We start from the raw sequence: 15199 nt of genomic DNA, 5'->3' as shown, positions 1-15199 counted from the left end.
TTTTCTGAATAAAAAGCGTGTGGCCATATAGTACGTGTAGCACATAACTGGATGCTAAACCCTATGGTTAGCTTCCGTTTTGTCCAATTTTGTAGAATTTAAAGCCCAGAGCCTCCATTTTTTTGTGGTCTAAAATTCTTCGCCCATCAAAAACAAAGGCTGGCTTGAGCATGAGATCGTGTATGGCTTGCCAATCGTACTCCTTAAATTCGTCCCATTCGGTTAACACGGCAATGGCGTGGGCATCTTTTGCAGCTTCGATAGGGTTGTTTACAACGGTTACCAATTTTTCGATTTCCTCCCTAGATTTGTTTCCGAGGTATTCCAGATCGGCATAAATGGTTTCTTTGGATACCTTTGGATCGTACACCACAATGTTTGCGTTTTCTTCCAAAAGTGCATCGGCCACATAAATGGCTGCGGATTCTCGGGTATCGTTGGTGTCCTTTTTAAAGGCCCAACCGTAGAAAGCTATTTTTTTGCCAGAGACCGTATTGTAGAGGGTAGCAATAATATTGTCCGCAAAACGTCTTTTTTGGTAATCGTTCATTATGATTACCTGTTCCCAGTAATCGGCAACTTCTTGCAATCCAAAACTTTTGGCAATGTAAACCAAGTTCAGGATATCTTTTTGAAAACAAGATCCCCCAAAACCAACGGAGGAATTCAAAAACCGAGATCCAATTCTGGAATCGTATCCAATTGCCTTGGATACTTCGGCAACATTGGCATCTGTTCTTTCACAAAGCGCCGAAATTGAATTGATGGAAGAGACCCGTTGTGCCAAAAAAGCATTGGCCACAAGTTTGGAGAGCTCGGAAGACCAAACATTGGTCTGTAAAATACGTTCTTTGGGCAGCCAGTGCTCGTACACCCAGCTTAAGGCATCCTTTGCTTCTTGCCCCGATGGGGTATCCGCCCCACCTATCAATATACGGTCCGCATCGAGCAAGTCATCAATAGCGGTACCCTCTGCGAGGAATTCGGGGTTGGACAGGATTTCAAAATTCACATTGTTGCCCGTATTCTCCAAAATACTTTTCAGCGCTTCGGCTGTCCGAACAGGAAGTGTGGATTTTTCAACCACAATTTTATCGTTAACGGCCACTTTTGCTATGTTTCGGGCACATAGTTCAATATATTTTAGGTCAGCCGCTTGGCCTTTGCCCTTACCGTATGTTTTTGTTGGTGTGTTCACGGAAATGAAGATCATATCGGCCTCATCTATGGCGCGGTCCACCTCGGTCGAGAAGAACAGATTTTTCCCTCTGGCCTTTCCCACAACTTCTTTTAAGCCAGGTTCGTAAATGGGAAGTTTATCCAAATCTTCATGGTTCCAAAGATCTATTCTTTTTTGGTTTATATCGACTACATTTACCGTTATTTCAGGACATTTAGAGGCAATTACAGACATAGTGGGGCCGCCAACATAACCGGCTCCAATACAGCAAATATTCTTGATTTTTTTCATGCTTAATTTTTGTTGAATTCAAAGATGGTAAAAAAAATATGAGACTTGCACTTGATTTTAGACCAAGTCACTTTTTTTTGGATGAAAGGGAATAATAGAGATTGCATTTAATCGGTCATTTATTTTTGGTGTGATTATTTATTGTGCAAGGGAAAATTCTGTCAGACGATAAAATGGAATCACAAAGATAAAAAGGTAAATTAGTTCGGTTGAACGATTTTTCATAAGCTTAAACGAAATAAAAAGAGGTTTGTGGATGACTGATATACTTTTAGTCGCGATTTTATGTTTTATTAAAACTCAAACTATCCTTTAATATTATGTCAATACATAAATAGATGTTTTGTTCAAATAAAAGTAAATATTTATCAAATAATGGTTTTGCTAAGTACAGCCTAATACGCGTGAGTTATCCGCCGTTGCTAATTTGTGTTAATTAGGTTTCTTTGGCAGCCAAAGTTATTCTATATTTCGCTTTAAAACGATTTAAGTTCATCTAACCAAAATATTCAACAATGAAATTTCAACCTCGTAACATAGTACTGTTTTTTATTTCAATTATTTTTCTTGGTTCCTGTGCATCCAAAGAGGATGTGGTTTATTTTCAAAATGCTGCCTTATCCGGTCTGGAAACGCAGGTAAAGGAAAGTAAATCCACTACTCGGTTCAAAGTGGATGATCTGATCAGCATTTATGTTTCCACCCTTGACCCGGAAGCCAGTGCCCCGTTCAACCTTTTTAGGGGGACACAGGAAGGAGGCATTAGGCCAGAGCAGGTAGATTATTTAGTGGACAAAGAGGGCGAAATTGATTTTCCGGTGGTAGGTAAAATAGAGGTTGTTGGGCTGACCCCAGAAGAGTTGCGGGTTAGATTGACAGAAAATTTATCGGATTACCTCAAAGATCCGATAATCAATATTCGATTAAAAAACTTTACTGTTACTGTTTTGGGCGAAGTGAAACGGCCTGGGACTTATTTGGTCAATGGGGAGCAAATCACAATTTTTGAAGCCCTTGGATTGGCCGGAGATATGACCATTAAAGGCATGCGAAAGAATGTTTTGGTGGTTAGAGAGTTCGATGGGACAAAAGTGTATTACCGAATTGACCTGACCAGCAATAGTGCTGCGGAATCCCCTGTATACTATTTAACACAAAACGATGTTGTTTATGTTGAACCGAACAAATCGGCCATAACCTCTTCCACATTGGATAACAGGGCCAGCATCACGGTATCCATTGTAACGGCTTTGATCACCTCCGCAGTTATTTTAATTTCAAGAAATTAACCTACACTAAAAAATTTCCACTCATATATATGGAAAATCCCAATTTGAACGCTAAGATGCAAAGAAACAATTTGAAGGGAGAGCTGGAGAAATATCTGAAGCACAAGTATTGGTTTGTGCTGTCGGCAATAGTTGCAGTTTCCATTGCATACCTTTATGTAAGATATGCCACACCAAAATACCAAGCCAATGCCACCATCCAGATTGTTGAGGAAAAAAGCGCCCCTTCGGAACTCAGCCTTTTCAGTGATTTGAACTTGTTGCCCGGAGGGTCAAAAAAGGTCGAGGATGAAATTGAGGTGATGCGTTCCCGAACCAATGTAAGACAGGTGGTCATAAATCTGGGGCTCGATAAAAAAGTGATGCATGTGGGCAGGGTGAAAAATTCCGAAGTTTATGGCAATGTACCTGTGAAAATTTCGATAGATTCCATTAAAAGGGACGTGCAATTCAGTTGTTATATCATTCCACAGTCCCAAACCAACTTTTTGTACTGGACAGAAGAGAACGAAGAACAGCAAAACAGAACTTTTGGTGAGGAAATCACTACAAATCGAGGTAAAATAACAATCCTTCCACAAGAAAACAAAAAGTTGAAACCCTATATTGGGGAAACATTGAAAATAGTGCTTTCCCCCGTAAGCGATGTTACCTTAAGCTATCAAAAAGCACTTGGGGCAGCTATCGCCGACGAATACTCCTCAATAATAAATTTGACCATCCAAGATGCCGTACAGGAAAAGGCCATGGATTTTTTGAACGAGTTGATACACATCTATAACCTCAATGGGAAGAATGACAAAAAGGCAATTGCCGACCGAACCGCTGAATTTATAGATGATAGAATTGCGGATATTTACAGCGACTTATCGGAAGCAGACCAAAGTGCACAAGATTTTAAATCGGATAGGGGGCTCACGGATATCCAATCACAATCCAATATCAATTTAAATGTAAGTGCGGCAAATCAGCAAGAATTGCAGAATGCACAGATTCAATTGCAGATAGCCAACAGCGTGAGTGATGAACTTGAGAGCCAAGAGGGGTACGGCATTCTTCCCTCTAACATTGGATTGGCCGATGCTTCGATAACCAGCACAACTGCAAGGTACAATCAACTGGTTTTGGAACGTGAACGCCTATTGAAGAGTTCCAATGAAAAGAACCCCGTTATCGTCAACATAGACGAACAGTTGGAGAACCTGAAAAAGAGCATGCAATCCAGTTTGAACAGTATGACCAATAATTTGAACCTAAGGGTAAACAACCTTAGTTCACAGTTGGCCACCATCAACTCAAAAATATATTCCGCCCCAAGGAACGAAAGGGCATTGCGGGAGATTACCCGAAAGCAGCAAACGGTGGAGGGCCTGTACCTGTATTTATTGCAAAAAAGGGAAGAGGCCCAAATCGCGTACGCTTCGGCATCGCCCAATTCAAAGGTCGTGGATACGGCCTTCCCTGCAAGTAAGTTTCCGGTATCGCCTAAAAAAAGTATTATATACCTGGCGTCATTTTTATTGGGAATTTTAATTCCGGCCGGAATTGTTTACGGCTTGGATGTAATAGATGACAAGATCCACAGTGCCCACGCATTGGAAAAATTGGTTGTAGGGGCCGGGGTACCCGTTATCGGAGAATTGCCCCGATTAAAGAATAAATCCATAAAAACTGTAGCAAAGGACGACCGCTCCGTACTATCGGAGGCCTTGCGAATTATCAGGACCAACATGGATTATTTGCTTAAAACGGAACTGAAGGGCGGCAATGCCAGAAAAAATATAATTTATGTCAGTTCCAGTCTTCCAACAGAAGGAAAGACCTTTTTCTCCACCAACCTTGCCTTGATCTTATCCAGTACGGGCAAAAAAGTCTTATTGGTCGGGGCAGATATTCGAAACCCGAAGTTTTATATGTTTTTTAACGATGGAAAGGAAAATGTTAAAAACAAGAGGTCAGGCTTTACGAGGAGTGCGGGGTTGACGGATTATTTGTTTGATGACTCCCTCGGTTTGAAGGATATAACCAATAGCACCGAAGTAAACGAGAACAAAATAGATGTTATCCATTCGGGCAAAACATTTCCAAACCCTTCCGAATTACTTATGAATAATAGATTTGGACACCTTATGGACACAGTTTCCCAAGTTTATGATTATGTCATAGTCGATACCGCACCAATGATGCCGGTTACGGATACACTTCTTATAAGCGAACATGCCGACCTTTTGGTTTATGTAACGAGAGCGGGCCAATCGAGCATAGGTGATATAGAGTTCCCGCTTAAGCTCCGAAAAGAAGGGAAATTAAATAACCTGGCCTTTGTGGTGAATGGCGTAAAAGCATCGGAACTAGGCTATGGTGGAAAATATGGATACGGCTATGGCGCCCAAAGTAAAAAATGGTGGAAATTTTAGCCGTTCCCATCAAAACAATAAAAATTATAAAAAAAACAAGCCTGCCAATTGGGCAACCAAAATTAAAATCACCTTCGTTTACAATGGAAAATAGGAAGCATGCTTACCTTGTCATGGCCCATAACGAACCCGAATTGCTATGCAAACTGTTAGGTTGTTTGGATGATGAGCGTAATGACATTTATCTTCATTTGGACCAAAAATTTGATGCCATATCCGAGGACGACCTAAAAGATCAATGTAAATATTCCAATGTTTTTTTTATCGAAAGAAAACCGATTTATTGGTCTGGTTATAGCCAAATCGATTGTGAATTGAGATTGTTGAAGGCGGCCGTCCAAAAAAATTACGCCTATTATCACTTGATTTCCGGAGTGGACCTGCCCATCAAGAGCCAGGATTACATTCATGATTTCTTTGAAAAACACAAGGGACAACAATTTTTGTCAGTTACCAAGGTAAAAAACTGGAAAATAGCCAGCCGCTATAAATACTATCACTTTATCAATATAAACAAAAGGTTGCCCAGAAAGTGGTCCAGATCACTCCGTTATCCATTTGCATTGCTGCAAACCTGTTTGTTCATCAACAGGTTTAGGAACAGTAGCTTAAAGGATTTTTATTGGGGACAGGCTTGGTTTAGCATTACAAACGATTTTGCAAAATACGTCGTGGGCAAAGAACAATTTATTGCAGAGAACTTTGACAATGGTTTTTTTAACGATGAGGTTTTTATGCAAACTCTTTTGATGAACTCAGAATTTAAAGATAGCCACTCCAAATCCATGAGTTATGCCCGATTGATTGATTGGGACCGGGGGAAACCCTACACATGGACCATTGATGAGTTTGATGAGCTTATGGCTTCAAAGGCATTGTTCAGCCGAAAATTTTCAATGAACAAAGACCCGGAGGTAATTGATAAAATACTGGAAAAGATTCAATAAAGCCTTGTTTCTGGAAGTTTAAAAATAGATTCATTGTCTGTCCTTGTAAGAACAGCATGAAGTTTTCATGATAACGCACTTAAATAAGCTTGGGATATTTGCGTCCGGGGCTCATTTACTTTGCCCCAAAAATAAGCCTAAACAGGCTTGTTTTTAAAAGCTTATTTAGCGGTTTTCACTTTTTTAAGTTGGACAAACTGCACATTTCTTCTGTTTATTTTTTCTCCACAAAAAAGCAAAGTCCCATCCATTTCGGATACATGGTCATTTAACGATAAAGCATTTGGTTTAATCGAATAAAAACGCTCGAATTAATAGGCGGTGGGCTATTCTATTATTTTTGAGTGTTAGAAAGAATTCTGGCCAAATTGCTACGAACTATATCAATACCATGAAAAAAAATTACTTTTCTTATTTGTTCAAAGTTTCCATAGGAGCTTTTCTTTTTTTATCCAGTATTTTTTATGCTGATGTGCACGCACAGATTAATTTTGATCAGAGTGAGTTGGATTTTAATGGATATGCAGCACCCTCTGGAGTAACTTCTTTAATGTATGGCCCAGATGGAAGGTTGTATGTTGCAGAATATCCGGGTACCATTTTGATTTATTCAATCGAAAGAATTAGCTCCACCAATTACGTGGTAACGGGAGTGGAGTCCCTATCCGGGGTCAAGAATATTGTAAACCACGATGATGATGGAACCCCATGCAGTGGGTCTGGTAATGCCTGCTCCAGTAGGGAAACTACAGGACTTACGGTCGGAGGTACCGCATCTAACCCAATAATTTATGTCTCTTCCAGTGATTTTAGGATTGGTGCCGGACCTAGTGGAGGAAATGGAGATTTAGGTTTGGATACCAACTCTGGCGTAATTACAAGATTGAGTTGGAAAGGCAGTTCTTGGGATGTAGTGGATTTGGTAAGGGGGTTGCCCCGTTCCGAAGAAAATCACGCCACCAATGGTTTAGAGGTGACAACCATAAATGGTACTGAATATTTAATCGTGGCATCCGGGGGTATAACCAATGGAGGAAGTCCTTCGGAAAATTTTGTGTATACCTGTGAGTATGCACTATCAGGGGCAATTTTGGCAGTAGATTTGGATGCCATCAATGCACTTCCTGTGCAAACTGATGTTAATGGTCGTGATTATATATATGATCTTCCAACTTTGGATGATCCAACTCGAACTAACATGAATGGGATAGACGACCCGAATGCCCCTGGATATGATGGCATAGACGTTAATGACCCATGGGGGGGGAATGACGGATTGAATCAGGCAATGATAGTCCCAGATGGTCCTGTCCAAATACTTGCTCCGGGTTTTAGGAATGCTTACGATATTGTAGTTACCGAAAGCGGGGCCTTATACGCCACCGATAATGGGGCCAATGGAGGCTGGGGAGGATTCCCGGTCAATGAAGGTACAGCTAATGTAACCAATGATTATGATCCCTTGGAACCGGGCAGTCAATCACCTTCTGGTGGAGAGTTTATCAATAACAAAGACCACCTAGAGTTGATTACCACGGACCTACAAACATATACCTTCGGTAGTTTTTACGGTGGACACCCAAACCCGACAAGGGCAAACCCCGCAGGGGCAGGATTATTTACTGTACCCAACCAAAATGGTACGGATGGAGCGGTATTTCGTACAGAGATATTCGGGTCCACGACCAATAATCCCGACATAGCCCTGCCGGCTAATTGGCCACCTTTGCCTTTGGAGATGGCAAATCCTGTTGAGGGAGATTGGAGAGGTCCTGGGATAGATAACCCAGATGGCCCTGAAGATGCCCCTGTTGTAATTTGGGGGACCAATACAAACGGTATCGATGAATACACCGCCAGTAATTTTGGTGGTGCCATGCAAGGTGATTTAATTGCTGGTGTTAATTCGGGAGATTTACGAAGGGTAGAATTAAATGGCGATGGCACATTGGAAAATTTTACCGCTGTTTTTCTTTCAGTAAATGGAGGCAATGCTTTGGGGATTACCTGTAATAGCGATACCGATATCTTTCCTGGAACTATTTGGGCCGGTACGCTTGGTGGTAAAATTGTGTCTTTTGAACCCCAAGATTTTGTTGAATGTGATAATCCTGCTGGAGATCCATTGGCAGATTTTGACAATGATGGCTATACCAACCAAGACGAACTGGACAATGGAACCGATCCCTGTAACGGAGGTTCGCAACCTGCTGATTTTGACAAGTCGGCAGGAACACCATACGTATCTGACCTTAATGATGAAGATGACGATAATGATAGTATTTTGGATCAAAATGATCCTTTTCAATTAGGTGATCCAGAAGTTGGGGGAAGTGATGCGTTTACAGTACCCATTAACAATGATTTTTTCAATGACCAACAAGGGTTAGGGGGAATCTTTGGGTTGGGACTTACAGGACTTATGAACAATGGAGACCCTAACCCAAACTATTTAAATTGGTTGGACAGAAAGGATGACCCCAACGATCCCAATCCTAATGATGTGTTGGGGGGAGCTCCCGGTCTTATGACATCCCATATGACTTCGGGTACCGCTAACGGAAGCACCAACACACAGGAAAAAGGCTATCAATATGGGGTGCAGGTGGATCAATCCACTGGTGTGTTCACCGTAATTGGAAATTTAATAGGGTTGGTAGGACCATTGCGTATTTATGGAAATACCGCTGCTGTCGGAGGTGAATTGGGGTATTTTATTGGCGATGGCACCCAAAGTAACTTCATTAAAATGGTGGTTACAACAAATGGTATTACTGCCTTACAAGAAATCGACGATGTACCACAGACTCCAATTGACATTACAATAGATGAGTTAGATCGCCCAGGCAGTGAAATTGTATTCTATTTTATGGTCGATCCTTCCAATGGGGAGGTGACCTTGCAGTACGAATTTGATGGAGGGGGAAGAATAACCGCTGGAACCATAACGGCTCAAGGAAGTATCCTTGATGCCATCCAACAATCCAATCAAGATTTGGCCGTAGGTTTAATTGGAACTTCCAATACCGAAGGAGTGGAATTGGAAGGTACCTGGGATTTTCTAAACGTGGTGGGGCAAGAACCTACGCTATCTCAAGAGATACCAGATATCACCAAGATTGTTGACTCTGCTGATGAAAACATTAACCTTGATAACTTTTTTGCGGATGACTACGGAGATGCTAATCTTACTTATTCTGTAGAAAATAATACGGATACTAATATTGTAACGGCATTGAATGGAAACGAGTTGACACTTTCATTTCCTTCCGTTACTGCTATTTCAGATATTACCATTAGGGCAACCGATAGCGATGGATTTTTTATAGAGGACACCTTTAACGTAACCGTTAGTGATGCTCCGGTAGTTTTATATCGTGTAAATGCAGGGGGTCCCGAACTGGCAGCCATTGATGGAGGTATGGTTTGGGGTGCGGATGAATTGGGCAATAGTTCACCCTATCTTTTGGATCCAGCCAACGATAAAGTTTATGAATCCTCTGTCATGCCAGTAGATGGTTCGGTAAATCAATCAACCACCCCATTGGAAATATATGCTACGGAACGATTTGATGATATTGCCGGACTCCCCAATTTAACCTATGCCTTTCCAGTACCAGAATCTGGAAATTATGAGGTAAGACTTTATATGGGCAATAGCTACCCATTATCTTCGGAGCCTGGGGAACGTGTGTTTGATGTTGCAATCGAAGGCACTATCCTACCTTTATTGAACGATATTGACCTTTCCGGAACCTATGGTCATCAAATAGGTACCGTTATTACACACACCTTAAAAGTGTCCGATGGCACATTGAACATCAGTTTTTCACATGGCGCGGCAGAAAACCCTTTGATCAATGCCATCGAAATTTTGGATGCTTCCGATAATGACACCCCTATTTATGTACATCCTATTGCCGACCAAATTGGTAATGTTGGGGAACAGTTAAATGGTAGTCTTGGTGTATCAGCGTATGGAGGTGACGGAAATATGCAATACTCCGCTACTGGATTGCCTCCAGGACTTGTTATTGGACAAGTCGATGGGGTAATTAGCGGAACAATAGACGAAACCGCTGCTGCGGGAAGCCCGTATAATGTTACCATAACGGTTGATGATAGTGACGGTTTGACAAGTGATGCCGTTTCCGTCGACTTTTCTTGGACTGTAACAGAAACATTTGCTGTTCGGATCAACGCAGGAGGGAACCAAGTAAGTCCTACGGACATTGGCCCAAAATGGGAGGATAATGCGACCAATGGAGCACAAATTGGGGGAAATTATACGGTAAACACAGGAAGCATAACCGATTTTGAGGGTACGACCTATGCCAATAGGGACAGTTCTATACCAGCTTATATGGACAATGGAACCTTTGCCGAAATTTTTGAGGAAGACCGTTTTGACCCATCAAGTGCCCCTGAAATGGAATATACCCTTGCACTGGATAATGGGGACTATGTAGTGAATTTATATATAGCCAATGCTTACGACGGTGCTAGTGAAGTAGGAGACCGTATATTCGATATCCTTATTGAGGGAGACCTAGTGGAAGATAATTTTGATGTAATTGATAGTTTTGGTCATGAAGTAGCGGGCATGTTATCTTACCCAGTTGAGGTAGCTGATGGAGAGTTGAATATATTGTTTAATCATGATGTAGCAGAAAATCCTCTAGTAAATGCCATAGAAATTTTTAAGGTAGATGCTAACAATCCAACACTGACATTGGCCAATATTTCGGATAAAACCAACGAAATCACCAATAGTGTAAACATAATGGCATCGGCAACTGGAGGAGACCCTGAAACGGATGTTACCTATTATATGTCCGGTCACCCAGATGGGGTTTCCATTGATCCTGCAACTGGTGAGATCACAGGAACCATAACAGTGGCCGCAGCTAATGGAGGGCCCAATAACGATGGTATTCATACCGTAGTGGTAACGGCCATGAAACCTTTATCTGCACCATCAAGCCAAGTGTTTACCTGGACGATAGATTCACAATACCTGTGGAACGACAAAGACGAAAATCTAAATTATACAGCACGACACGAAAATTCCTTTGTGCAGGCCGGTGATAAATTTTATCTCATGGGAGGGCGTGAAAGTGCACAAACCATTGATATTTATGATTACACCACGGATACATGGACTTCGTTAGTGGATTCGGCTCCCTTTGAGCTCAATCACTTTCAAGCAACGGAGTACAATGGCTTAATTTGGGTAATTGGGGCCTTCAAAACCAATAACTTTCCAAACGAAGTCCCAGCCGATTATATATGGATGTTTGATCCTGTAAGCCAAGAATGGATACAGGGACCGGAAATTCCAGAAAACAGAAGACGTGGGTCTACGGGATTGGTAGTGCATAATGACAAGTTTTATATTGTTGGAGGTAACACGGACGGTCATGCAGGAGGTTATGTAGCATGGTTTGATGAATATGACCCGGCCACGGGTACTTGGACGCCTTTAGCAGATGCTCCCATAGCCAGAGATCACTTTGCGGCGGTTGTGATAGGAAACAAATTGTATGTGGCTGCCGGTAGACAATCTGGGGGGGAAACTACATGGAGACCTACCATACCACAAGTGGATGTTTATGATTTTACAACTGGAACCTGGAGCACATTGCCTAGCGGACAGGACATTCCTACACCTAGGGGTGGCGCATCAGCCGTAAATTTCAACAACAAATTGGTTGTTATTGGTGGAGAGGTTCAAGATGAAGTAGTATATGGTGTTGAAACCGATGATGCATTAAAGATAACAGAGGAATATGACCCCGTTTCTTCATCATGGAAACGATTGCCCGATATGAATTATGAGAGACACGGGACACAGGCCATAGTTTCCGGTACAGGGGTACATATTTTGGCCGGAGCTCCAAACAGGGGCGGAGGGAACCAAAAAAACATGGAATATTTGGGAGAGGACAATCCTGTTGGAACACCGAGTGTGGCCAGTACCCTATCAGTTCCAAGTACTGTGGTTATTGCGGATGGCGAAACAGTGGATATCGACCTTTCTTTAATTGACGGTAACGTAGGTTTATTTGTGAAGTCGATGGAAATTTCCGGGGCCAATGCAGCTGATTTTAGCATAGATACCGGGGAACTGGAGAACATGCTAATGAATCCAAATGAAACGCGCACCCTAAGCGTAACTTTATCGGGAACAGGCGCTGATAGGACCGCAATTTTGACCATTAACTATGGTAATTCGGACACGGCAAGTATAGCGTTGACAAACAATCCCGATGCTACCTTTAGCGTAACCAACCCAGGAGACCAGTATAATTATGAGGGGGATGATGTTTCACTTCAGGTCGAGGCTACCAGTCCAAATGTAACTACCTATAGCGCTACTGGATTACCGCCAAATTTGACCATAAATGAAAATACCGGGGTTATTTCCGGTACCATTGATGATGGGTTTATAAGTGGGGGAAGTAATGTCTTTCAAGAAGATAATGGGCTTTTGATTATTGAGGCAGAAACCGATTTTGATGATACCTCGGGAGGTTTTGATATTTTGACTGAATCTGAAACCACTTATTTGATAGCAACCACCGATCATTTTGGCAATACCAACGGACAAACAGTTTCGTATGAATTCCAAATTGATAATCCTGGTGTTTATCGCTTTCATATGAAATCGGAGTTTAGCGGAGGAAGCTCCACAGATAAAAATGATATTTGGTTTAAAGTGGATAACACGCCCGATGTGCATTTTTTCACGGTGCAAGGTGGTGATTTGACCAGTACATCAGAGTTTGAAAATATCCTTGGCGGAGGCACTTCAAGTAAAATCATATATTACCCAGGTGGAAACTTGGAAGGACGACCAGATTATGGAAGTTTAAACCCAGGGGTTAACGGTTTTTTCAAGCTGTGGAGAACAGGGCCGGAAGCAAACAAGTGGGATGGACAAACAATTGATGAAAAAGGTTACCCTGTGTATGCATATTTTCCAAGTGCAGGGACATACACAATTCAGGCCTCAGAACGTTCTGAGGGGCATAAGTTGGATAAATTTGCACTGGCACATATTGATTTGGTTGGTACAGGGGAGCCCATTGCTACTTTAGACGGGCCCGAATCCCAACAAGGAGATGACATCTATGGTGATGGTGCATCAGTAGATAGCCCCTACAATGTATCGGTAACAGTTACCGATAATGGCGACCCAGCAGGTAATGAAACCATCGATTTCCTTTGGTACATTGGTGCATCCGGAGATTTAATAGCCGTTCCGCAGGCCGATATTACAACGGGTGTTGTTCCTTTAACAGTAAACTTTACCGGAAGTAATTCCTTGGATGATGTGGGCGTGACCACCTATTCATGGAGTTTTAATGATGGTACTGGGGCCACATCTATAGAGCCTAACCCTACCCATGAATTCATGGAAATTGGTACTTACGTAGTGGACCTGACCGTTGAAGATGCAGATGGCGGCACGGATACCAAAAGTATCAATATTGAGGTTACGGGCACAGGAATACCGCCCACTGCAGTCGCATCTGCTAATGTTGTAGAAGGTGAAGCAGCTTTGGAAGTAATTTTTACGGGAAGCGCATCAACCGACGATTTAGGAGTGATAGAAAATTATGCATGGGATTTTGGGGATAGTAACTCTTCTACCGAACAAAATCCAACGCATACGTACACTACGGCAGGTATGTACACAGCCGTACTTACGGTGACCGATATTGAAGGACTTACTGATACAGCTGAGGTTGACATTACGGTAAACCAGCCCAATGATGCTCCTATAGCAGAAGCTTTGGCCTCTCAAGAATCTGGAACGGCACCCTTGCAAGTTGATTTTACAGGAAGCGGTTCTTCAGATGATGTGGGTATAATTACCTATGCTTGGGACTTTGACGATGGAGGTGTATCACCAGAACAAAATCCAACGTATACATTTAACACAACTGGGGTATATGATGTGGTGTTGACCGTAACCGATGGGGGCGGTTTAACGGGAACCGATACCCTTACCATTACGGTAACAAATCAAAATCCTGTGGCCGTTGTGGCAGCTACTCCCGACGCTGGTGAAGCACCATTGGAAGTATCCTTCACAGGAAGTGGGTCTACCGATAATATTGCAGTTGATACCTATTCATGGGACTTTGGAGATGGCTCAAACTCAACAGAGGCGGATCCGATACATACATATACAGATCCGGGCAACTATACTGCTGAGCTTACGGTAACAGATAATGAAGGAGCTACGGCTACGGCATCTGTACTTATACAAGTAACCCAAGTTGGAGGCAATGAAGCCCCAGAGGCGGTAGCAAGTGCAAATCCAACCCAGGGTGAAGCGCCACTCCCTGTTACATTTAACGCAGGAGGATCAAGCGACGATGTTGGCATTGATACCTATTTCTGGGAATTCAGTGACGGCAGTACGTCAGATCAAATGAATCCAACGCTGACATTTGAAAATGCAGGGACCTACGATGCCACCTTGACCGTGACCGATGAAGCTGGATTATCGGATTCCGCAACCATACAGATTGTTGTAACAGAAGCAGCGGAAAACCAAGCACCTGAGGCTGTGATTTCCGCTACGCCAGAAAGCGGAAACGCACCGTTAGAAGTGAGCTTTATGGGAGGCAACTCTCTAGACGATGTTGGAGTTGAAAGCTATGCATGGGATTTTGGCGATGGGAATTCATCAACAGAGACCAATCCGATACATACGTACAACACACCTGGCACATATACAGCAATATTGACCGTGACCGATGGTGAAGGATTGACGGACACGGCAACTGTAAACATAGTTGTTACAGAAGAAGGTGGAAACCAAGCCCCGGAGGCAGTTGCTTCAGCAACGCCAGACAGTGGAAATGCACCACTGGAAGTAACGTTCATAGGTAATAACTCAAATGATGAAGGTCCTTTGACTTATTCATGGAATTTTGGAGACGGAAACACCTCTACGGAGCCAAATCCTATTCATATATATGATGACCCAGGCACTTATATTGTTGAGCTTACAGTTATGGATGCTGAAGGTTTGACTGATACCGCTACAATCACGGTTGT

At 42.5% G+C, this 15199-nt stretch carries 5 protein-coding genes; 4 read left to right on the top strand and 1 reads right to left on the bottom strand.

Going from position 1 to position 15199, the window contains the following annotated elements:
• Window positions 1–67: 67 nt before the first annotated feature.
• Window positions 68–1471, bottom strand: coding sequence for a nucleotide sugar dehydrogenase (locus AC13CS_RS00775; RefSeq protein WP_482888298.1), 1404 nt, complete (start codon window positions 1469–1471; stop codon window positions 68–70).
• 515 nt (window positions 1472–1986) lie between these two features.
• Here AC13CS_RS00775 and AC13CS_RS00770 point away from each other — a divergent pair.
• The 4 genes from AC13CS_RS00770 to AC13CS_RS00755 form a co-directional block, all read left to right on the top strand.
• The gene (locus AC13CS_RS00770; protein ID WP_482888297.1) at window positions 1987–2760 is read left to right on the top strand and encodes a polysaccharide biosynthesis/export family protein; all 774 of its coding nucleotides are present in this window, start codon (window positions 1987–1989) and stop codon (window positions 2758–2760) included.
• A gap of 29 nt (window positions 2761–2789) precedes the next feature.
• Window positions 2790–5177: a GumC family protein gene (locus AC13CS_RS00765; protein ID WP_482888296.1), complete on the top strand. Its 2388-nt coding sequence runs from the start codon at window positions 2790–2792 to the stop codon at window positions 5175–5177.
• 83 nt (window positions 5178–5260) lie between these two features.
• The gene (locus AC13CS_RS00760; RefSeq protein ID WP_482888295.1) at window positions 5261–6124 is read left to right on the top strand and encodes a beta-1,6-N-acetylglucosaminyltransferase; all 864 of its coding nucleotides are present in this window, start codon (window positions 5261–5263) and stop codon (window positions 6122–6124) included.
• A gap of 391 nt (window positions 6125–6515) precedes the next feature.
• Window positions 6516–15199 (top strand): PKD domain-containing protein (locus AC13CS_RS00755; RefSeq protein WP_482888294.1); only part of this gene is annotated, 8684 nt, incomplete at its 3' end.

This window comes from Flagellimonas sp. B-3, assembly GCF_056857835.1.
The sequence above is the reverse complement of the archived record's forward strand: the minus strand, read 5'-3'. Positions and strand labels throughout refer to the sequence as shown.